This is a genomic window from Paraburkholderia silvatlantica (assembly GCF_003096715.1).
GTDB lineage: Bacteria > Pseudomonadota > Gammaproteobacteria > Burkholderiales > Burkholderiaceae > Paraburkholderia > Paraburkholderia silvatlantica.
Genome location: NZ_QEOL01000016.1, coordinates 1 through 19,680 on the forward strand (window position 1 = coordinate 1; position 19,680 = coordinate 19,680).

The window sequence follows — 19,680 nt, forward strand, 5'->3', positions numbered from 1 at the left end:
GTTGGAGAGGAAGCCCTTGAAGACCTCGAAGCTAAGCTCCGAAGTGAGGCTCTGGTCCAACAGGAACAGGATGAAAGGCAGGAACAGGAACAACAACGCACCGCTCACGCGGTGGCCGATCGACACACGGCCGGCCAGAGGCAGGCGGTATGCGGACAATATCTGCCCAAGCCCGATGTTCCGGTATTCCGGCCTCGGTTTTTTTGTGGCTTCTGCCATGCTAGACCCCTTGCAGCGTAAAATCGACTTCAAAGTTGAAAGCATCAGGACTGCGGTGCAACCTGATTAATGCGGTCTCTCTGGGAAGCCGAAAAGACCGGAACATCTGTGCGCCGCGCGCTGTTTTGACAAACCGGCGCGGCAGCGCGGCGCGAGTTGCCTACCCCTTGCTTTGCACCACGAGATCATTGTCCCGGGCGAACTTCAGCACGAAGTCGAAGGCGTACGGCGCGACCTCGCGCAGCCGGGCGTCGAGTACGACACACTTCAGGTTGCCGATAATCATCGGGCACACATAGGGCGAATAGCCGATGTGCAGGTTTTCCCTTCTGACGCCGCGGGCCCTCGGCCCGAAGCTCGACAAGGCGCCGGCCAGGCGCTCGGACCAGTCGCTGGGCCGGAATGTCTTGCCCTTGCTGGTGATACCTTGAATGACGTATGCAGAGGGATTCGCGGTGGTCATATGCCAATCTTTTCAGGCTCTGAAGAGGTGGACGCTCTTCAAATGAGGCGTTCCGTGCTCCAGCGCCCGATGCGGGTAAAAGTCACTCGAACCGGGCGCGGCCGCGGCGTTCAGTGCGCCAGTTCGACACGTCTGCCGCTCGCATTCGTAGTCGCACTCGTAGTCGCACTCGTAGTCGAACAGGCAGCACGGGCCTCGGGCATGTCGGGCCCGGTCGCGCCGCCGTCCGCCGGCAAGCTCAGTTGCAGTATTTCGCTCGTCGTTTTCAACGACTCGCGCGCCTTGTCTGGATTCGACGAAAGCTGCGTGCCGTAACCCGGAATGATCTTGCGGATCTTTGCCTGCCACGCGGACGTTCGAAACTTGCTCTGAAAGGCCCTTTCCAGCAGGTTCAGCATGATGGGCGCCGCCGTCGACGCGCCGGGGGAGGCGCCCAGCAGGCCCGCAATGCTTCCGTCCTTCGAGCAGACGATTTCGGTGCCAAGCTTGAGCACGCCGCCCCTTGTCTTGTCGCGCTTGATGATCTGCACGCGTTGACCGGCTTGCCAGAGTCGCCAGTCTTCCTGGCGGGCAAGCGGAAAATATTCCTGCAATGCCTGGAGGCGGTTGGCGTCGGAGAGCGTTAGCTGACCGGCCAGATACTTGATGAGCGAGAACTCGGAAAGCCCCACACGCACCATCGGAACGATGTTGGTCATTTTCGTGCTGGCGAGCAGGTCGCTGTACGACCCGTTCTTCAGGAACTTCGTCGAGAACGTGGCGAACGGTCCGAACAGAATGGCCTTCTTGCCGTCGAGAATGCGCGTGTCCAGGTGCGGCACCGACATGGGCGGCGAGCCCACAGAAGCCTTGCCGTATGCCTTGGCGAAATGGCGGCTCGTAATCTCGCTGTTGTCCGCGACGAGGAACGAACCGCCAACCGGAAAGCCGCCGTACTCCTTCGCTTCGGGAATGCCGGATTCCTGCAACAGCGGCAGGGAACCACCGCCTGCGCCCACGAAAACGAAGCGGGCGTCGATCTGGCGGGTCTGCACGCGCAACCGGGTATCTTCCAGCGTCACGCGCCATGTACCGTCGTCATTGCGCGAGATCTTCTGAACGTTGCTGTTCAGGAGCAGATTGAAGTTGGACTGACTGCTCAGGTAGCGCACGTATTGACGTGTGACTTCGCCGAAGTTCACGTCGGTGCCCTGCGGCGCCCACGTTGCAGCAACCTTCTGGCGGGGATCGCGGCCTTCCATCATGAGCGGAACCCACTGTGCGATCTCGGCGTGCGATTCCGAATATTTCATGCCCTGAAAAAGCGCATTGGTCTGCAAGGCAGCGTAGCGATTTTTCAGGAAACGGGTGTTATCGTCGCCCCAGACGAAGCTCATGTGCGGCGTCGTGTTGATGAACGAGCGCGGCTGCTTCAGTATTCCGCGGCTGACACCCCAGGCCCAGAACTGCCGCGAGACCTGAAAGTCCTCGTTGATGCGCACGGCCTTCGTGATGTCGACGGCGCCGCTCGAAGTTTGCGGCGTGTAGTTGAGCTCGGCGAGCGCAGTGTGCCCGGTGCCCGCGTTGTTCCAGCCGTTCGAACTCTCCGCGGCGACGCTGTCGAGCCGCTCGGCCATCATCATCGACCACTGCGGTTCGAGCTCGTGGAGCAGGACGCCGAGCGTCGCGCTCATGATGCCGCCGCCGATGAACAGGACGTCGACCCTGGCGTGGTCATTGCCGGATCCTGGTAGCGAGCGGCCAGAATGTTCCTGTCCCGATAGTGCTTCTCGTTTCATTTGTGCCAAGATTCTCACCCGCTGTGGTTGATGCGGAAGTGGTTTGCCGTAACGGCCGCGTGAGCTTGCTTCTTCCCGCAGGCCTTTTGTCGATCTATCCTGCCGAGCTCGCTCGTTTCGATCAGTAATGAAGAACGACAAAAAATGGAATTCAGTTCGTTGACAGTTAATTGAAAAGAAAACCGCGAACACATGACCGATTTCCTTCTTGTCCAGACGAACGTAATGGTATGGGGTCACAACTGCTACATATAGCCGCAGTGTGGTAATGGACCTTTGCTTGATGGGTGTGAATTCCTGATGCAGGACGCGAGCGAACCTCGCAAACGCATTCTGCCGATGATTTCGCTTCAGTATGTGCGAGCGTCAGGATTTCTTTTATTCCAGCGCACATCTATTCAGCGCTCAGGGTCTATGCCGTTGCGAAGAAATGGCGCGTCATGGGAGCAGATTTGGCGACGGATGCGCGAACATGGATGGCGCAGTCAATAAGGCCGCGAGCCGGCGCCGGCGCAGGATCTGCAAGCTGTGGAAAAGATCAATGGCAGATTCCGGAGCGGACTGTTCCAGAATTCCGGGTGAATCCTGGCAACGTCGAGCGGCGTAGAGGGGAAAGTGAAAGGGTGGAAATGGAAGGAGTCGTTTTACCGGGAGGGCGGTCAATCGATATATCGATGCCGTATTCACTGACTATTAAAAGAAGCAGTCGGTAATGCGGAATTGGCCAACGTAGCATTTCCATTTTCAGCATTATGATGTGGTCTTGATAGCCGGCGCATGGGGTGCTGTTTGCCAGCGGGGCGCATGGAAGAAACTCTTCCATTGCCGGCACTTAATCAAGGCGGGGCGGCAAACTATAGTTCGCGGCACAGCAGCACGTTACGCTGCGCGTAAGGAGTTGAGTCGTGAAAGTTATGCCATGCATTCTGGTCGCCATGTCGCTTTTCGCCACCGCTGCGTATGCACAGGGAAACCATGCGCAGCCGTCCGCCGCCACCGAAAACGCCACGCAGAATGAAGCGGCACCGGAGGCACAGAAGTTCGGCCGCGTTGACCACGATCGCCGTGAAGGCAAAAAGGACGACTGTGTCGGTCCGGTGTCGTTCTGCAATATCTATTTCGGCAGCTGAGCGCATGCTTTGGCAAATCGCTCCGGGCAAGTCGGTGCTGGAAGCGCATGATATGGCCCGCCCATTGATCTGAATCGTTTTGCTGAACGGTTCGGAGGTGAAAATTGGACAACTCGAATGGGCATGTGTGGAAAAGCACCGTTGCGCTGCTCGGCCGGATCTCTTCCCCGGATGCCGGCGTAGACAAGTACACAGTGAGCGGCCCCGATAATGGGCCGGGCCTCGCGAAAAGAGCCGCACCGGCGCGCGCCGGAGGACGGGTGGCCGATCTGGCCCACTGCACCATCGTCGATCGAATTTCCGCGTGTTCCATCATGGTTCGCTGGGGCGACGCGACCGTGGGGCACTACGGCGAACAACTCTGGAAGCGCGGCATCGCGCGGCGCTCGACATATTGCATCTTGAGCGGAATGCGGGTGAGGCGAGGGGATATCGTGTATCGGCCCTGCACGCGCGGACTGCGTCCGGCGAATTGCGAAGAGGTGATCCTGGCGGGTGTGCTGGAAGAGGTTGACGCCGGAGTTTGCCAGGTTTCGTCGGGCATCGATTAGGGCGTTGCCCTGTGCAATCTCAGCTGCGCGAGAACTTGCGCAACTCGGACTCGTCCTGCATGAGTGTCGAAGGTAGTTGCTCCCGCAACATCTCCACCCACAGGCGCACCTTCGTGCCGGTATGGCTGCGCGAAGGATGGATTGCGTAGACGCCCAGCGCGCGCGACGTGTAGTCGGGCAATATCCACGCGAGTTCGCCGCTGCGCAGCCCGTGCATTGCCGTGTAGATTGGCAGGAGGCCCACGCCCATGCCTTCGCGCAACGCGACGGCCAGGGCATCCGCAACGTTGACGCGGAACTTCGTCTGTTTCAGGTTGATCGTCTCTTCGCCCGAGGGGCCGCTGAAGCGCCATTGCGCGGGCGGGGCCTCGGGCGTCACGAGTTGCAGGCAGGTGTGCGCGGCAAGGTCGGATGGCGTGCGCGGCACGCCGCGCTGTTCGAGATACCGTGGCGATGCGCACGCAATGCTGAACGTGCTGGCGAGGTAGTGCGATACGTAGCCCGAAGCCGGCAACGCGGGCGCGAGAACGAGCGCCACGTCATAACCCTCTTCGAGCAGGTCTGGTGTTGGCTGCGTGAGCGTCAGTTCCACGCTCACATCGGGAAAACGCCGCCGGAATTCTCCAACGGCAGGCACCACGTAGTTCTGGCCGAAGCCCGTTATCGCATGAACCTTGAGTTTTCCCGACAGACAAGGGAGTGCGTCGGAGGCTTCGACTTCCGCCTGATCGACGCAGGCGAGGATCTGCTCGCAGGAGTTCAGGTAGCGTTTGCCCGCTTGCGTGAGCGCCATGCGGCGCGTTGTGCGGTTCAGCAGGCGCGTGCGCAGACGCGCTTCCAGATCCGATACCGCTCGCGACGCACACGCGGTTGTGGAATTCAGGCGCCGGGCGGCGCCTGTGAAACTGCCGGCCTCGACCACGCGTACGAATATACGCATGTTTTGAAGCGTATCCATGCTCATCCTTTTTTTGATGCCGGGATTGTTACACGTTTCAAAAAAAGAATTGTCGTCTATATCGTGAATAATGCCTTCTAGCATTGCCGGTTATTCCGATGCCATTCAAAAAATACAATGGCGCGTCGCAAACTAACGGCAAGTAAAGGAGTAAATTGTGCAGTCTCCGGTACCGAGAGGACTCGCCGCGCTCACGGTTCTTGCGTTCTCATTGATCATTGCGGGCTGTGCCAGTACCGGGGGAATCGCGCCGCAAGCGCAACATGTGCAAGCGTCGGAACTGGACGCGGGGTCGGCCATTCGCGCCGCCAACAGCGACGCCCAGTGGCCCGCGAGCGACTGGTGGCGCAGCTACAATGACGCGCAGCTCAATGCCTGGATCGAAGCCTCAATCGCGGATAACCCGACGCTCGCGGCCGCCCAGGCGCGCGTGCGCGAAGCGCGTTCGATGGTGGGCGTGGCGCGCGCCGGCTTGCTGCCGCAGGTCAATGGCAGCATGTCCGTGCAGCGCCAGCACTGGTCCGACAATATTTATTACGGTCCGGGCGCGCTCGGCGATTCCAATTCCTGGAACAATACGGCGACGCTCGGTCTTTCCTATCACCTCGACCTGTGGGGCCAGGACCGCAATAACGCCGAGCGTGCGCTCGACATGGCGCACGCCACTGCGGCCGACGAACGGGCCGCCCAACTCGAACTCGAAATCAATGTTACACGCGCGTATATCGATCTTTCGATGAACTACGCGTTGCTCGACATCGCGAAACAGACGCTGGCGCAGCAGGAGAAACTGCTTTCGCTCGCAAAGGGGCGCTTTGCGGGAGGGCTTGGCACGCAGCTCGAAGTGAGCGAGGCCGAAACGCCGCTCCCGGAGTACGAACGCCAGATCGATGCGGTCGAGGAGGACATTGCGCTTGGCAAGAACCGCCTTGCCGCGCTCGCGGGCAAGGGGCCGGGCGCCGGTGAGTCGATCGAGCGTCCGGCGCTCTCGCTCGCCGCGCCTGCGGGGCTGCCGTCTGCGTTGCCGGCCGAACTGATCGGGCATCGGCCCGACGTCGTCGCGGCGCGCTGGACCGTGGCAGCCCAGGCGCGCGGTATCGACGTGGCCAGGGCCGACTTCTATCCGAACGTGAACCTGCTCGTTTCGATGGGCGGCTACGCGGCCGCCGGCCCGCTGTTTCAGTTCCTGAAGTCGATGAGCGGAAGCTACACGGGCGGTCCCGCCGTTTCGCTGCCGATTTTCGACGGCGGACGTCTGCGCGGGCAACTCGGCGCACAGTCGGCGATTTACGACGTGGCTGTGGAGCAGTACAACCAGACCATCGTGACCGCGCTCAGGGAGATCGCCGACCAGGTGGTGCGCATGCGCTCGCTCGCGACCCAGGAAGAGGACAGCCATCGCTCGGTGGCGAATGCACAACGCACATTTGATCTGGCCACCGAAAGTTATCGGCGCGGGTTGCGCGACTATGTGAACGTCGTGATCGCGCAGAAGGACCTGCTGGCGGCGCAGCAGGGTCTCGTGCGCATTCAGGCCGGGCGCCTGAGCGCGCACGCGGCGCTGGTCGGCGCTTTGGGCGGCGGTGCCATCGATTCGTCAAGCAATCCTGTGCAGGCGGAGCTGCTTCCCGCGCACGGCAAAAAGAAACGCGACTTGCCGCCGATGCCCGCAGCATGGCTTGCACCACCGCTGCCCGATGGGGGCGCGCAGCCCACGGCACCGGTGGAGCACCCCACTTCGCACGGTGACTGATGCGCGCTATCCGCGAGGTTCTATTTGTGTGCGCCGCCAATCCGTTCGTTCAGCCGGACCGTTGTCGTTCGGCCGGAGTTTTTCATGCCTCGTGACATTGCCGTTTTCGAAGCTCTCATTCCGACCGCCGTGCTGCTGTTTTTTCTCGGCGCGGCCGTTACCTGGATACTCGATTCGGCGCTCGCCCGCATTGGCGTTTACCGGTTCGTCTGGCACGTATCCCTCTTTCGGGTGAGCCTGCTGGTCGTTGTGTGCTGCGCGCTGGGTCTCGTCGTCTATCGTTGAACTCGATTCGAAGAATTATGAAATTGCGCAATATCATCGGCTTCTTTGCGACGGCCATTATTTTTGCCGTTGCCATAGCGAGCGGCCGCGCCTTGTGGGTCCACTACATGGAAGCGCCGTGGACGCGCGACGGGCGCGTGCGCGCCGAAGTGGTCAATATCGCGCCGGACGTGTCGGGCGCCGTGGTGGAATTGCCCGTGCACGACAATCAATGGGTTCGCAAGGGCGACCTGCTCATGCAGATCGATCCGTCGCACTACCGCATCGCGGTCGAGCAGGCGCAGGCCAATGTCGCTTCGCGCAAGGCCGAATTGCAGATGCGCCGCGACGACGCGAAGCGGCGCGCCGATATGGACAGCCTCGTGGTATCCACGGAGAACCGCGAGAATGCCTCGCACACCGCCAATGCCGCGCAGGCGCAATACGATCAGGCGGTCGCCGAACTCGATGCGGCGAAGCTGAACCTGGAGCGTACGCGCGTGGTATCTCCAGTGGACGGCTATGTCACGAATCTGCAAGTCTGGAAGGGTGACTACGCAATCCTTGGCCAGCCGAAGCTGGCCGTGATCGACAGCCATTCATTCTGGGTTTACGGCTATTTCGAGGAAACCAAACTGCCGGGTGTGAAGCTCGGCGAGAAGGCCGAAATGCGGCTCATGAGCGGCGCCAGATTCGAAGGTCACGTCGAAAGCATCTCCAGCGGCATCTACGACCGCGATAATCCGCAAAGCCGCGAACTGCTCGCCGATGTCAATCCGACCTACAACTGGGTGCGGCTTGCGCAGCGCGTGCCGGTGCGCATCCATATTGACAAGGTGCCCGACAACATGCAGCTTGCCGCCGGCCTCACGTGCACCGTGGTCATCAAGCCCGGAAAATGAACTCGCGGTGAACGGCGGCTGAATTCAGCCGCCGTTCAGATTTTTTCGAGCAGGCACTCGCCGATCAACAGGGCGTCGATGTCGTTTTGCGCGAAGCCGCGCAGGGCGTCCGACGGGGATTCGACGAGCGGCTCGCCCGCCACGTTGAACGACGTGTTGAGGAGCACCGCGATGCCTGTTTCGCGCTCGAACGCGCGCAGCAGCGCGTGGAGGCCGGGGTTGTCCTGCTGCGAGACCGTCTGCGGTCGCGCCGTGCCATCCACGTGCGTGACGGCCGCAAGGCGCGCTCGCCATGCAGGCCTTACCGGGCAGATGCGCAGCATGTAGGGGCTCGCAAGGTCGAGTTCGAAATAGCGCGCGGCGTCTTCGGCCGGCACACATGGCGCGAACGGGCGGAACGCTTCGCGGCGCTTCACGTCGAGGTTCATGCGCTCGCGCGCGCTTGCGCGCTCGGGGCTCATCAGCAGCGAGCGATTGCCAAGGGCGCGCGGTCCCATCTCCGCGCGGCCGGCGTGCAGCGCCACGCAGCGCCCGGCCGCGAGCAGTCTTGCCGCTTGCCCGGCGAGTTGTGCCGGCGTGCCGCGCGTCTCGCGGTAGCGCAGATGCGGCGGCATCGCCGCGAGCGCCGCCTCCACGCTGGCGAGGTCGTATGGTTTGCCGCCATAGGGCGAGAACGGGCCGGGCCGGAACGGCTCGCCGAGCACGCCGTGCCAGCCCCACAACGCGGCGCCGAGGGACGTGCCGCAATCCGCGCCGGCCGGCCCGGCGAACACGGCGTCGAATCCCGCCTGGCGCCACACAAGATCGTTGGCGCGTCCGTTGAGCGACACGTTGCCCGCGAGGCACAGGTGGCGCACGCCCGTCATCGCGCGCACCGTTCGCGCGAGATGCAGCATGGCGCGCTCACATTCGCGCTGCGCCGCATAAGCGAGCGCGGCGCGCGCCGCCTCGTCCGGCAGCGACGGCGCGTGGCGCAGATGCGAGCCGTGCGCATCGCAATCGGCGCTGTAGTCGACGTCGAGCCCATCGAAGCGGCCTCGAAATACCGGCGCGCGCGCCGGGTCGCCGTAGGGCGCGAGGCCCATTGTCTTGCCCGTTTCGCGCGCGCCGAAGCCGATGGCCTGGGTGACGGCCTCGTAGAGCGCGCCGATGCCGCACGACGTGCTGCGCGCCACCTCCTCGATCCGCTTGCCGCGTGCGATCCAGACGCTCTGCGACGCGTGGCGCGCACCCTGATCGCGGCGATGGCCGTCGACGACGAGAATGGCCGCTTCGTCGAACGGCGAGCAGTAGTATCCGGCCGCTGCATGGCACAACGCGTGTTCGACGTCGAGTTGCGCGACGTTGCCGAAGTGCGGCGGCGGGAACGTCGCGCCGCCGCCCGCGACGCGCGCAACGAGCGCCGGCCGGGCATGTTCGGGCAGCCCGAGCGCGCTGCGGCACGCGGCCATTGCGTCGCTCGGGTAGGCGTTCGAATGCTTGATGCGGTCGAGGCGCTCCTGACTCGCGTGCGCCACCGCGCGCGCGCCGTGCGCGCTGAGCACCCAGGCCGCGCCGGCGTCGGCGGCCGGTCCGGGTTGCAGGCCCAGTACGCCGCCGGCGCGGGCGTTGCCGGATATCGAGGAGGTGAAAGCGGTTGACATGAGGTGGGCTTGCTTTGATGGTTCGGGCGGCGGCGTGAGACGAGCCGCGATCATACCCGTGCGCCCGTGCGAACTCTTCGGCGCTGATACCCGGCAGCGAAAAGCCAGCTACCTGCGAAGACGGCCACGATGGCATACCCGGTCGAGCCCAGGTGCGCGTCCAGCGCGCCCACGCCGTCCCAGAGCGATCCGTGCAGCGCGAACTTATCGCCGATCAGCCCGATGCCCTCGATCCCGCCAATCAGCAGCGCAAGCGCCGCAGAGAGCGCCGTGACGCCAACGTTGTAGCGGTGCTTGCGGGCGGGGTCGCGCAGCGCCCAGCCATAGACGCCGAGCATCAGCATGCCGTCGGCCGTGTCGATGAGCGTCATGCCGGCCGTGAAAAGCGCCGGAAAGACCATGATCGACCAGATCGGCAAGTCATGCGTCGCGCTCGCGGCGGAGAGACCGAGCACGCCGATCTCGGTCGCGGTGTCGAAGCCCAGACCAAACAGCACGCCGAGCACATACATGTGCCAGCTTTTCGTGACGATGCGCGTGAGCGGCCGCAGGACGCGCGCGAGCAGGCCGTGCGCATGCGGCGCGGCGTCGTCGTGCGCGCTGCCGGGCCTCGTGCGGCGGTACGACTGGATCACGGCCCGCAGCGTGAGCAGGTTGGAAATCGCGATTGCGAACAGAAAGACCGTCGAAACGGCGGTGGCGATCGTGCCTGCGACGTCGCGCACGGCGTCGAGCCGTTCGCGCAGGCCGAACGCGGCGGCGGCAATCGCCGCCGAGGCGAGCACCACGATGGTCGAGTGCCCCAGCGAGAACATCAGTCCGATCGTCACGGGCCGCTTGCCGTCGTGCATCAGCTTGCGCGTGACGTTGTCGATCGCGGCGATGTGGTCCGCGTCCACGGCGTGACGCAAGCCGAACGTGTAGGCCAGCATGCACGCGCCAAGCAGCGCGGGGCGCGAGCCGAACATCGCGACGGCCCAGCACCACGCGGCGAGATTGCAGGCGAGAAGCATCGACAGCACGACGCCGATTTTCGCGCGCGTGGCGGAGCGTTTCGGGAGTGACGGCGGGCGATGCGGGGAGGGAGGCAACGGAATATCCATCGTTTCATGCTCGAATCGGTCGCCGGCCGTCTCGAGTGAACGGCGCGCCAGCGAAAGGCATTCGATCAAGCAACCTCCGTTCCACCTTGCTGGCCATGCCTGTGGCCAGTGCCATTAGAGGGTTTCCCAGCGCGATACGTGGTCGCGCTTGCCTCCCCGCCAACGGATTGCGCGCGCGGCGCGAGTGGTCACGCCGTTGCCACTTTGGCGCGCGAATGGTCGCGTCGTGGCTACCTGCGCCGCCTGAACGCTGCGTCGCGACAGGCGTACGACATACCGTCCGCTGAAGCAATTTTTCTTTTGTGATCTAGATCAAGGGCACCTCCGACGCCGGTTTGGTGCACCCTCGCGCGCAGTTGGCACGAATCTTGTTCCTTGAGACCGCTAAACGCCGACAGGGGGGCGCCCGGAGACGCCGCCGTATGCCGGCGTCTCCGGGCCGAAGGCCATCAAGGAACCACACAGTGATCGAAACGTTTTATGAAGTCATGCGACGCCAGGGGATCTCGCGCCGCAGCTTCCTCAAATTCTGCTCGCTGACAGCGACGTCGCTCGGCCTCGGGCCGGCGTTCATGCCGAAGATCGCCCACGCGATGGAGACCAGGCCGCGCACGCCGGTGCTCTGGCTGCACGGGCTCGAATGCACGTGCTGCTCGGAGTCGTTCATCCGCTCGGCGCACCCGCTGGCGAAAGACGTCGTGCTCTCGATGATCTCGCTCGACTACGACGACCTGTTGATGGCCTCCGCGGGACACCAGGCCGAGGCCATCCTCGAAGAAGTGATGGCGAAATATCGCGGCAACTACATCCTCGCGGTCGAAGGCAATCCACCGCTGAATCAGGACGGCATGAGCTGCATCATCGGAGGCAAGCCGTTTGTCGATCAGTTGCGCCGCGTGTCGAAGGACGCGAAGGCCGTGATCTCGTGGGGCTCGTGCGCGTCGTGGGGCTGCGTGCAGGCGGCGAAGCCGAACCCGACGCAGGCGGTGCCGATCCACAAGGTCATCACCGACAAGCCGATCATCAAGGTGCCCGGCTGCCCGCCGATCGCCGAGGTGATGACGGGCGTGATCACCTACATGCTCACGTTCGACCGCATGCCGGAGCTGGACCGCCAGGGCCGCCCGAAGATGTTCTACAGCCAGCGCATTCACGACAAGTGCTACCGCCGTCCGCATTTCGACGCGGGCCAGTTCGTCGAGTCGTGGGACGACGAAGCGGCACGGCGCGGCTACTGCCTCTACAAGGTCGGCTGCAAAGGCCCGACGACCTACAACGCCTGCTCGACCGTGCGCTGGAACGGCGGCACGAGCTTCCCCATTCAGGCGGGCCATGGCTGCATCGGCTGCTCCGAGGACGGGTTCTGGGACAAGGGCTCTTTCTATGACCGGCTCACCCAGATCAACCAGTTCGGCGTCGAAGCGAACGCCGACAGGATCGGCGGCACCGCGGCCGTCGTGGTGGGCGCCGCCGCGGCGGCGCATGCTGCCGCTTCGGCGATCCAGCGTGCCAGATCGAAGCACGACGCGAAGCAAGACCGCGACGGCCGATAGCCGCATCTAGCGTCCCGCGCCGGGGCGCCGCCGACAAGCACAGGAAGCAGCACAGGAAAAAAACAAGCATGACAGCCATTTCCACCCAAGGGTTTCAGCTCGACAACAGCGGGCGGCGCATCGTCGTCGATCCGGTCACGCGCATCGAAGGTCACATGCGCGTCGAAGTCAACGTCGATTCGAACAATGTGATCCGCAACGCCGTCTCCACCGGCACCATGTGGCGCGGACTCGAAGTCATTCTCAAGGGCCGCGATCCGCGCGACGCGTGGGCGTTCGTCGAGCGCATCTGCGGCGTGTGCACGGGATGTCACGCGCTCGCCTCCGTGCGCGCCGTCGAGGACGCGCTCGACATCCGCATTCCGCCGAACGCGCACCTGATCCGCGAGATCATGGCGAAGACCTTGCAGGTGCACGACCACGTGGTGCACTTCTACCACCTGCACGCGCTCGACTGGGTCGATGTGGTCTCGGCGCTGAAGGCCGACCCCAAGCTCACGTCCGAGTTGCAGCAGCGCATCTCGCCCGCGCATCCGATGTCGTCGCCGGGCTATTTCCGCGACGTGCAGACGCGCTTGCGCAAGTTCGTCGAAAGCGGCCAGCTCGGTCCGTTCATGAACGGCTACTGGGGCAACCCCGCCTATGTGCTGCCGCCGGAAGCGAACCTGATGGCCGTGACGCACTACCTCGAAGCGCTCGACCTGCAAAAGGAGTGGGTGAAGATCCACACGATCTTCGGCGGCAAGAATCCGCACCCGAACTACCTTGTGGGCGGCGTGCCGTGCGCGATCAACATCGACGGCGATCTGGCCGCCGGCGCGCCGATCAACATGGAGCGCCTGAACTTCGTGAAGTCGCTCATCGACGAAGCGATCACCTTCTGCCGTAACGTTTATGTGCCCGATCTGCTTGCGATCGGCACGATCTACAAGGCGCGCGGCTGGCTTCATGGCGGCGGGCTCGCCGCGACCAACGTGATGGACTACGGCTCATATCCGCTCGTCAACTACAACCCTTCCACCAACCAGATGCCGGGCGGCGCGATCCTCAATGGCGACTGGAACACGATCCTGCCGGTCGATCCGCGCGACCCCGAGCAAGTGCAGGAGTTCGTTGCGCACTCCTGGTATCAATACCCGGACAACGACCGCGGGCTGCATCCGTGGGACGGCATCACCGAGCCGCATTACGAACTCGGGCCCAACACGAAGGGCACGCGCACCGCGATCGAGTCGATTGACGAGAGCGCGAAATACTCGTGGGTCAAGTCGCCGCGCTGGCGCGGGCACGCCATGGAAGTCGGGCCGCTTGCGCGCTACATCCTCGGCTACGCGCATGCGCAGCAGGGCAATACGCATTGCGGGCGCATCAAGGAGCAGATCGAAACCTCGCTCGTTGCCGTGAACCAGGACATGCCGAAGCTGCTTGGCTTGCCGGAAACTTCGCTCGGCGCGAGGCAACTGCTGCCGACCACCATCGGCCGCACGCTCGCCCGCGCGCTCGAAGCGGAGTATTGCGCCGAGATGATGGCTGACGACTGGCAAAGCCTCATCGACAACATCCGCAACGGCGACACCTCGACCGCGAACGTCGACAAGTGGGACCCTTCGACGTGGCCCGCCGAAGCGAAGGGTGTGGGCGCGGTCGCGGCGCCGCGCGGGGCGCTCGGCCACTGGATCAGGATCAAGGACGGCCGCATCGAGAATTACCAGTGCGTCGTACCGAGCACCTGGAACGGCGGCCCGCGCGACGCGAAGGGGCAGATCGGCGCGTTCGAGGCGAGCCTCATGAACACGCCCATGGCGAACCCCGAGCAGCCCGTCGAGATCCTGCGCTCGCTGCATTCGTTCGATCCTTGCATGGCGTGCTCGACGCACGTGATGAGCGAGGACGGCGCCGAAATGACCGCCGTGACCGTGCGCTAACTCCACCAGGCCGCCACGGCGCCTGCGCTTGCCGGCGCCGTGGCGGCCAAGAAAGGATGATGACGATGCAATCGTATTCCCGATGCGAAGAGGCGCGCGACACCGTTCCGCCCGCCGAGGCGATTTACGTGTACGAAGCGCCGGTGCGCATCTGGCACTGGATCAACGCGGCGTCGATCGTGGTGCTGGCGGTGACCGGCTATCTGATCGGCTCGCCGCTTCCCACGCAGCCCGGCGAGGCGAGCGCGCATTTTCTGATGGGCTATATCCGCTTCGCGCACTTCACCGCCGCCTACCTGTTCGCCATTGGACTGGCGGCCCGCGCGTATTGGGCCATTGTCGGCAATCACCACGCGCGCGAAATGTTCTGGGTGCCGGTGTTCTCGCGCGAGTACTGGCTTGACATGTTCGCGATGCTGCGTTACTACGCGTTCCTCGGGCCCACGCCGCGCCAGTTCAGCGGACACAATCCGTTGTCGCGATTCGCGATGTTCTTCGTGTTTCTGCTGGTCTCGCTCTTCATGATCGTGACCGGCTTCGCGCTGTACGGCGAAGGCGCACAGGCGGGTTCGTGGCAGCAGATCGCGTTTGGCTGGGTGCGTCCGCTGCTCGGCCAGTCGCAAGGCGTGCATACCTGGCATCACCTCGGCATGTGGGCGATCCTGATCTTCGTGATCCTGCATGTCTATGCGGCGGTGCGCGAGGACATCATGGGCCGGCAAAGCGTGGTCGGCTCGATGATCTCGGGCTACCGCACGTTCAAGAAGTGAGGCCGCGATGCTGACTTCCCCGCAAAGCGGCGCGCCGGCCATCGTCGTGCTCGGCATCGGCAACGTGCTGTGGGCCGACGAGGGCTTTGGCGTGCGCTGCATTGAGGCGCTTCAGCAGCGCTTCGAATTCGCCCCGCACGTGAGCCTCATGGACGGCGGCACGCAAGGGCTGTATCTGGTCCAGTACGTCCAGGCCGCCGACAGCCTGCTGATTTTCGACGCCGTCGATTACGGTCTCGCACCCGGCACGCTGAAGATCGTTGAGGATGACGATGTACCGGCGTTCCTCGGCGTGCGCAAGATGAGCCTGCACCAGACCGGCTTCCAGGAGGTGCTGATGCTCGCGCGCCTGACTGGCCGGTATCCGCGCCGCGTGCTGCTGGTCGGCTGCCAGCCCGACGAAGTGGACGATTATGGCGGCAGCCTGCGGTCCGCCGTGAAGGCGTCGCTGGAGCGCGCGCTCGAACTGGGCGTCGAGCGCCTCGCCGCATGGGGCGGCGAGCCCTCGCCGCGCCGCACGCCGCTGCGCGCCGACGATGCGGTCACGCTGCCGCATCTCGCGCTCGCGCGATACGAAGGCGAGCGGCCGAGCGAGGCAGAGGCGTGCCGCACCGGCGACGAGCGTGTGTTGCTGCGCACGCGCCGCGAGGAGCCGCCGTCGTGTGCATAGGCGTGCCGATGCGTGTGATCGAGGCGCAGGGCTTGCAGGCGTGGTGCAACGGGCGCGGTGAGCGCCGCCGCATCGACACTTCGCTGGTTGGCCCTTGCAGCGCCGGTGAATGGCTGCTGGTTTTTCTCGACGCGGCGCGCGAGAAGCTCGACGCGACGCGCGCGGCGGAAATCGACGCGACGCTCTCGCTCGTCGAGCGGGCGCTGGCGGGCGACGCCGCCATGGCCCGCGCGAACGCGCATTTTGAAATGCCGTCCGCGCTCAGCGTGGACGACCTGATCCGGCTGACCGGCGGCGCGCAAGCGGCGCGCGGCGGTCACCGGTCTTCCGGGGAATCAACATGACCAATACGAGCGGCGCCGCGCATGACGCGGCGCCCGTGGTGCAGCGGCTGATCGACGACGGACACGCCGTGTTCGTGGACGAGCGCACGCTCGACGAGTGGCTCGCGGACGGCGGCGAATGTGTCGTGCTACTCGCGGGCGACCCGGTGCGCTTTCCCGAATCCCTTGACGTGGCCGTGGTGCTGCCCGAACTCGCGCGCCTCGCGGCGGGCCGTTTTGGCCGTACATTGCGCTCGGCGGTGGCGACGCGCGCAGGCGAGGACGCGATCGCGCGCCGCTTCGGCTCGCAGCGCTGGCCCGCGTTGCTGTGGCTGCGCGACGGCGGCTATGTCACGACGCTTGCGGGCATGATGGACTGGGACGATTACGTGGCCAACGTCGCCCATGCGCTCGCGCAGCCGACTACGCGGGCGCCTTCGGTCGGAATTCCCGTCAACGCCGCCGACTCATCGGCGCGCTGTCACTAGCCATCGTTAAGCGTCGATTGAACATCGATAAATTATCGGGATTGCAAACCATGTCCATGATTCCGTTTCCCGTTCCCGTCGTGCCGTTCGGCCCTGGCAGCCAGGACGAGGGCGATGCGGTGCTCGACTATCTGCCGATGCCGCAAGGCATGCGAACCTATGTGGCGCCGTCGCTGCCCGAGCGCGCCGATGCGCGCTCGCTCGACGCCGCGCGCGGCGTGCTGCGCGACGTATTGCGCGTGCTGGCGGCATACGAACCTGGCACGTCGCCCGAAGCGGTCGATCTGACGACCTGCGATGTGGCGGCGCTGCGCATTCTCAACGACGTGCTGGGCGAGGGCGAGGTCAGCGCGCGCATCGACGATGCGCAGCGCGGCAGCGTCTTGATCCAGGAGACCGTGTTTACCGGGCTGTGGCGCGTGGTCGAGCCCGGCGGCGCGAGCGCGGCCGACCGCCTTGAAATCGGCGCGGCTCCGGCGCTTCTCGCGCGGCCCGCACAGGGCACGCAGCCGATGGCGCCGTTGCCGGAGTTGCTGCCGCTGGGCGTGATGAACGCGCCTTCGATCCTGAGCGAGGTACGCGATCACGTGGCGCGCTGGCGTGCCGGCGATGCGCCGCACGTCCTCAACCTGACGCTCCTGCCGTTGTCGCCCGGCGACGAACAACTGATCGACGCCGTGCTGGGCGAGGGCGCGGTGCAGGTGCTCTCGCGCGGCTATGGAAATTGCCGCGTGGGCAGCACGGCGGTCGCGAACTGCTGGCGTGTTGCCTATTTCAACTCGCAGGACACGCTGATCCTGAACACGATCGAGATCACCGATCTGCCGGAGGTCGTGCGCGCCGCGCCGGAAGACCTCGCGGATTCGCGCGAGCGGCTGGCCCAGTTGATCGAGTGGGTGGGCGAGGCGTGACGATGGAAGAGCGTACGAAGCAATTCGAGGGCAGCTATCTCGGCGACAGCAGCCGCATCGGGGCGCATACGCGCCTCGAATGCAAGATCTGCTGGTGGATCTACGATCCCGAACAAGGCGACCCGGTGTGGCAGATTCCACCGCACGTGCCGTTCGCCGCGCTTCCCGCGCACTGGCGCTGCCCAGTTTGCGACGGCGCGGCGGACCAGTTCATGGTGCTGGGGGACGCGGCTTGACCGCGCGGGCCGTCGTGCAAGATGCTGTGCGGGACACCGTGCGCGGCGAGCCACGGGTGGCGGCACTGGTCGCGCACTTCGAGACGGCCGCGAACGGCGCGATGCGCGACATGCCGGTCGTGAATCGCGCGTTGCGCGTCGAGGCGATCGGCTTCGCGCAGATGGCAGGCGAAGCGGGGGCGCGAGGCGCATGGCTTGGCGTGCTGATCACGCCGTGGTCCATGAATCTCGTCTGGTTGCCCGGTGCGACGCAGGACTCGGAGCCCTGTCCGCGGCCGGGCGGCAAGACGCGCTTGCGCATAGGCAACGTCGATTTCGAATGGATCGGCGCGCACGCGCAAGACGTGGGCGCGTATGCGTGCTGCTCGCTCTTTTCGCCGATGTTCGAATTCGCGGGGCAGGACAGTGCTGCGGCGACCGCGCGGGCCGTGCTTGCGCAGTTGTGCGGCGGAGAAGGGGGCGGGCAGGGCGATGGGAAGGCCGTCGAGCCGCGCGCGTCGCGTCGCGCGTTCCTGTTGCGGCTGGGCGCGTTCGGGAGCGCTGCATGAGCGCGGCGACGCTGGCCGCGCTGGCCGGGCAGTACCGGGTGCGCCCCGGCCGGCAGGACAGCATCGCGGGCGGCCGCCCGCCGCTCGCCGCCGCGCTGCTGCGCGGGCAAGCGGCGGCAACCGCCGCGTCGCGGCTTGCGGCGCTGTTTGCGCTGTGCGGACTCGCGCACAGGCTCTGCGCGGAGCTTGCCGTCGGCGCGGCGGGCGCTTCAGGGGAGCACGAGCGGGAGGATACCGCCAATGCGGCTCATGCCATGCTGCTCACGCGCGAGACGCTCGCCGTGCATCTGCGCTGCATCTGGACCGACTGGCCCGCGCGGCTTGCCGCCGCCGCGCCGCATAGGCTGCCCGATGTCGAGGCGGCAGGCGCGCCCGGCTGGGTGGAGCGGCATGTTCTCGGCATGCCCGCGCGCGCATGGCTCGCGCACTGGGCGGACGATCCGCGCGGATGCCTGAGCGCCTGGAGCGCGCGGGCCGCGACGTTCCCGGCCCGGTTGCTGGCGGACTGCCGCGCATACGCCGACACGATGCGCGCCACGCCGCGGCCACTCGTGATCGACGAAGCGCGGTTAAGCGAACTGGCCGGGGCGATTGCCGGGAGTGCGGCTTTCGCGCACGCGCCCTTGCAACACGGGCTGCCCGCAGAGTCCGGCGTGTGGACGCGTAGCGACGATCCGCGCGCGCTGGACTACGATACGCCCTGGCTGCGGCTTGGCGCGCGCGTCGCTGACGTGGCCCGGCTGGCGGCGGGCGATGGCAGTGCAGGCGCGCTGCGCTTTGGCGCGCGGACGTGCGCGCCCGGCGAGGCGCTCGGCTGGTGCGAGATGGCGCGCGGCGTACTGGTTCATTGGGTGCGGCTCGCGCCGGACGATGTGGCGCGCATCGAGGACTACCGCGTGGTCGCGCCAACCGAGTGGAACTTCCACCGCCAGGGCACGCTCGCGCAAGCCTTGTCGCGGCTCGACCGCACGCCGGATGATCGAGCGCTGGCCGCGCGCACAGGCGTGTGGATGGGCGCTTTCGATCCGTGTATCGCCTATGCGGTCGACACGGGCAGCGCGTGAATACAGAGCATGGAAACAAGGCATAGAGACAAGGCATCGAATACCGGGCAGGACCCACGATATGCATGAAGTAAGCCTGGCTGGCGGCGTGCTGGCATCGGTCGAAGCGGCCGCCGAGCGCGAGCGCTTTGTCGGCGTGAAGGTGCTGAGGCTCGAAGTCGGGCGCCTCGCGGGCGTCGAGGTCGAGGCGCTGCGCTTCGCCCTCGAAGCGATCGCCCCCGGCACCTGCCTCGCCGGTGCACGCGTCGTGATCGAGGAACCCACGGGCAGCGCGTGGTGCATGAACTGCAGCGCGACCGTGCCGCTGGCCGCGCGTGGCGACCCCTGCGCGTGTTGTGGCGGCTACTGGCTCCAGCCGAACGGCGGCACGGAGCTGCGCATTGTCGACCTGATCGTCGACGATGCCTGGCAAACATCGGATTAGCACA

At 65.2% G+C, this 19,680-nt stretch carries 22 protein-coding genes; 16 read left to right on the forward strand and 6 right to left on the reverse strand.

Translation table 11 applies throughout. From position 1 onward, the window contains the following. From C7411_RS20840 to mqo, 3 genes are all read right to left on the reverse strand, one after another. Positions 1 to 219 (reverse strand): succinate dehydrogenase, cytochrome b556 subunit (locus C7411_RS20840; protein WP_423802832.1); only part of this gene is annotated, 219 nt, incomplete at its 3' end. Between the two features lie 160 nt (positions 220 to 379). Next, on the reverse strand, positions 380 to 682 hold the full coding sequence (locus tag C7411_RS20845; protein ID WP_042270414.1) for a DUF3579 domain-containing protein: 303 nt from the start codon (positions 680 to 682) through the stop codon (positions 380 to 382). 110 nt (positions 683 to 792) lie between these two features. After that, a complete protein-coding gene (gene mqo / locus C7411_RS20850; RefSeq protein ID WP_373682619.1) occupies positions 793 to 2,469 on the reverse strand; it encodes a malate dehydrogenase (quinone) in 1,677 nt (558 codons plus the stop codon). A gap of 926 nt (positions 2,470 to 3,395) precedes the next feature. On the opposite strand from mqo, the gene C7411_RS20855 reads away from it, so the two are divergent. Then, positions 3,396 to 3,590 (forward strand): hypothetical protein, encoded by a 195-nt coding sequence (locus C7411_RS20855; RefSeq protein ID WP_243413265.1) that lies wholly within the window; start codon positions 3,396 to 3,398, stop codon positions 3,588 to 3,590. A 104-nt stretch (positions 3,591 to 3,694) separates the two neighbouring features. Beyond that, the gene (locus C7411_RS20860) at positions 3,695 to 4,141 is read left to right on the forward strand and encodes a DUF3331 domain-containing protein (RefSeq protein WP_133253684.1); all 447 of its coding nucleotides are present in this window, start codon (positions 3,695 to 3,697) and stop codon (positions 4,139 to 4,141) included. 19 nt (positions 4,142 to 4,160) lie between these two features. Here C7411_RS20860 and C7411_RS20865 read toward each other — a convergent pair whose 3' ends face one another. After that, positions 4,161 to 5,099: a LysR family transcriptional regulator gene (locus tag C7411_RS20865; RefSeq protein ID WP_110385964.1), complete on the reverse strand. Its 939-nt coding sequence runs from the start codon at positions 5,097 to 5,099 to the stop codon at positions 4,161 to 4,163. A 157-nt stretch (positions 5,100 to 5,256) separates the two neighbouring features. On the opposite strand from C7411_RS20865, the gene C7411_RS20870 reads away from it, so the two are divergent. The 3 genes from C7411_RS20870 (at position 5,257) to C7411_RS20880 (ending at position 8,018) form a co-directional block, all read left to right on the forward strand. Beyond that, entirely contained in the window at positions 5,257 to 6,852 is a 1,596-nt protein-coding gene (locus C7411_RS20870; RefSeq protein WP_110385965.1) for an efflux transporter outer membrane subunit, read from the forward strand. Positions 6,853 to 6,936: 84 nt separating this feature from the next. Next, positions 6,937 to 7,137, forward strand: coding sequence for a DUF1656 domain-containing protein (locus C7411_RS20875; RefSeq protein ID WP_110385966.1), 201 nt, complete (start codon positions 6,937 to 6,939; stop codon positions 7,135 to 7,137). 17 nt (positions 7,138 to 7,154) lie between these two features. After that, entirely contained in the window at positions 7,155 to 8,018 is an 864-nt protein-coding gene (locus C7411_RS20880; RefSeq protein WP_110385967.1) for an efflux RND transporter periplasmic adaptor subunit, read from the forward strand. A gap of 35 nt (positions 8,019 to 8,053) precedes the next feature. Here the strand turns inward: C7411_RS20880 and C7411_RS20885 are convergent, their stop codons facing one another. Together C7411_RS20885 and C7411_RS20890 are read right to left on the reverse strand one after the other, a co-directional pair. After that, entirely contained in the window at positions 8,054 to 9,661 is a 1,608-nt protein-coding gene (locus C7411_RS20885) for a carbamoyltransferase family protein (protein WP_110385968.1), read from the reverse strand. 50 nt (positions 9,662 to 9,711) lie between these two features. Next, positions 9,712 to 10,764: a HoxN/HupN/NixA family nickel/cobalt transporter gene (locus C7411_RS20890; protein WP_110386108.1), complete on the reverse strand. Its 1,053-nt coding sequence runs from the start codon at positions 10,762 to 10,764 to the stop codon at positions 9,712 to 9,714. Between the two features lie 467 nt (positions 10,765 to 11,231). Between C7411_RS20890 and C7411_RS20895 the strand changes: the two genes are divergently transcribed. The 11 genes from C7411_RS20895 to C7411_RS20940 all read left to right on the forward strand — a co-directional run bounded on the left by C7411_RS20895 (position 11,232) and on the right by C7411_RS20940 (position 19,676). After that, a complete protein-coding gene (locus C7411_RS20895; RefSeq protein WP_110386109.1) occupies positions 11,232 to 12,317 on the forward strand; it encodes a hydrogenase small subunit in 1,086 nt (361 codons plus the stop codon). Between the two features lie 68 nt (positions 12,318 to 12,385). Next, a complete protein-coding gene (locus C7411_RS20900) occupies positions 12,386 to 14,242 on the forward strand; it encodes a nickel-dependent hydrogenase large subunit (protein ID WP_110385969.1) in 1,857 nt (618 codons plus the stop codon). A gap of 59 nt (positions 14,243 to 14,301) precedes the next feature. After that, positions 14,302 to 15,012 (forward strand): Ni/Fe-hydrogenase, b-type cytochrome subunit, encoded by a 711-nt coding sequence (gene cybH / locus C7411_RS20905; RefSeq protein WP_110385970.1) that lies wholly within the window; start codon positions 14,302 to 14,304, stop codon positions 15,010 to 15,012. A 7-nt stretch (positions 15,013 to 15,019) separates the two neighbouring features. After that, entirely contained in the window at positions 15,020 to 15,682 is a 663-nt protein-coding gene (locus C7411_RS20910) for a HyaD/HybD family hydrogenase maturation endopeptidase (protein ID WP_110385971.1), read from the forward strand. An 8-nt stretch (positions 15,683 to 15,690) separates the two neighbouring features. Next, positions 15,691 to 16,026: a HypC/HybG/HupF family hydrogenase formation chaperone gene (locus tag C7411_RS20915; RefSeq protein WP_221207075.1), complete on the forward strand. Its 336-nt coding sequence runs from the start codon at positions 15,691 to 15,693 to the stop codon at positions 16,024 to 16,026. Continuing rightward, entirely contained in the window at positions 16,023 to 16,493 is a 471-nt protein-coding gene (locus C7411_RS20920) for a thioredoxin domain-containing protein (protein ID WP_110385973.1), read from the forward strand. The genes C7411_RS20915 and C7411_RS20920 overlap by 4 nt, the downstream gene beginning before the upstream one ends. A 50-nt stretch (positions 16,494 to 16,543) precedes the next feature. Next, positions 16,544 to 17,404 (forward strand): hydrogenase expression/formation protein, encoded by an 861-nt coding sequence (locus C7411_RS20925; protein WP_110385974.1) that lies wholly within the window; start codon positions 16,544 to 16,546, stop codon positions 17,402 to 17,404. A 2-nt stretch (positions 17,405 to 17,406) separates the two neighbouring features. Next, complete coding sequence (locus C7411_RS37585; protein ID WP_165822851.1) at positions 17,407 to 17,640, forward strand: rubredoxin; 234 nt, start codon at positions 17,407 to 17,409, stop codon at positions 17,638 to 17,640. A gap of 14 nt (positions 17,641 to 17,654) precedes the next feature. Next, positions 17,655 to 18,188, forward strand: coding sequence for a [NiFe]-hydrogenase assembly chaperone HybE (hybE, locus tag C7411_RS20930; protein WP_165822852.1), 534 nt, complete (start codon positions 17,655 to 17,657; stop codon positions 18,186 to 18,188). Then, positions 18,185 to 19,252: a nickel-dependent hydrogenase large subunit gene (locus C7411_RS20935; RefSeq protein ID WP_110385976.1), complete on the forward strand. Its 1,068-nt coding sequence runs from the start codon at positions 18,185 to 18,187 to the stop codon at positions 19,250 to 19,252. The genes hybE and C7411_RS20935 overlap by 4 nt, the downstream gene beginning before the upstream one ends. Positions 19,253 to 19,313: 61 nt before the next feature. Further along, positions 19,314 to 19,676 carry a hydrogenase maturation nickel metallochaperone HypA/HybF gene (locus tag C7411_RS20940; protein WP_110385977.1) on the forward strand — a complete coding sequence of 121 codons (363 nt, stop codon included), beginning with the start codon at positions 19,314 to 19,316 and terminating at the stop codon, positions 19,674 to 19,676. Positions 19,677 to 19,680 lie beyond the last annotated feature (4 nt).

Excerpts from the sequence above, each read along its gene's own strand:
- C7411_RS20865 (WP_110385964.1), bottom strand. The coding sequence starts at position 5,099 with ATGGATACGCTTCAAAACATGCGTATATTCGTACGCGTGGTCGAGGCC.
- C7411_RS20915 (WP_221207075.1), top strand. The coding sequence starts at position 15,691 with ATGCGTGTGATCGAGGCGCAGGGCTTGCAGGCGTGGTGCAACGGGCGC.
- C7411_RS20900 (WP_110385969.1), top strand. The coding sequence starts at position 12,386 with ATGACAGCCATTTCCACCCAAGGGTTTCAGCTCGACAACAGCGGGCGG.
- C7411_RS37585 (WP_165822851.1), top strand. The coding sequence starts at position 17,407 with ATGGAAGAGCGTACGAAGCAATTCGAGGGCAGCTATCTCGGCGACAGC.
- C7411_RS20875 (WP_110385966.1), top strand. The coding sequence starts at position 6,937 with ATGCCTCGTGACATTGCCGTTTTCGAAGCTCTCATTCCGACCGCCGTG.
- C7411_RS20880 (WP_110385967.1), top strand. The coding sequence starts at position 7,155 with ATGAAATTGCGCAATATCATCGGCTTCTTTGCGACGGCCATTATTTTT.
- C7411_RS20935 (WP_110385976.1), top strand. The coding sequence starts at position 18,185 with ATGAGCGCGGCGACGCTGGCCGCGCTGGCCGGGCAGTACCGGGTGCGC.
- C7411_RS20845 (WP_042270414.1), bottom strand. The coding sequence starts at position 682 with ATGACCACCGCGAATCCCTCTGCATACGTCATTCAAGGTATCACCAGC.
- C7411_RS20855 (WP_243413265.1), top strand. The coding sequence starts at position 3,396 with ATGTCGCTTTTCGCCACCGCTGCGTATGCACAGGGAAACCATGCGCAG.
- cybH (WP_110385970.1), top strand. The coding sequence starts at position 14,302 with ATGACGATGCAATCGTATTCCCGATGCGAAGAGGCGCGCGACACCGTT.
- C7411_RS20885 (WP_110385968.1), bottom strand. The coding sequence starts at position 9,661 with ATGTCAACCGCTTTCACCTCCTCGATATCCGGCAACGCCCGCGCCGGC.
- C7411_RS20890 (WP_110386108.1), bottom strand. The coding sequence starts at position 10,764 with ATGGATATTCCGTTGCCTCCCTCCCCGCATCGCCCGCCGTCACTCCCG.
- C7411_RS20920 (WP_110385973.1), top strand. The coding sequence starts at position 16,023 with ATGACCAATACGAGCGGCGCCGCGCATGACGCGGCGCCCGTGGTGCAG.
- C7411_RS20940 (WP_110385977.1), top strand. The coding sequence starts at position 19,314 with ATGCATGAAGTAAGCCTGGCTGGCGGCGTGCTGGCATCGGTCGAAGCG.
- C7411_RS20925 (WP_110385974.1), top strand. The coding sequence starts at position 16,544 with ATGTCCATGATTCCGTTTCCCGTTCCCGTCGTGCCGTTCGGCCCTGGC.
- C7411_RS20910 (WP_110385971.1), top strand. The coding sequence starts at position 15,020 with ATGCTGACTTCCCCGCAAAGCGGCGCGCCGGCCATCGTCGTGCTCGGC.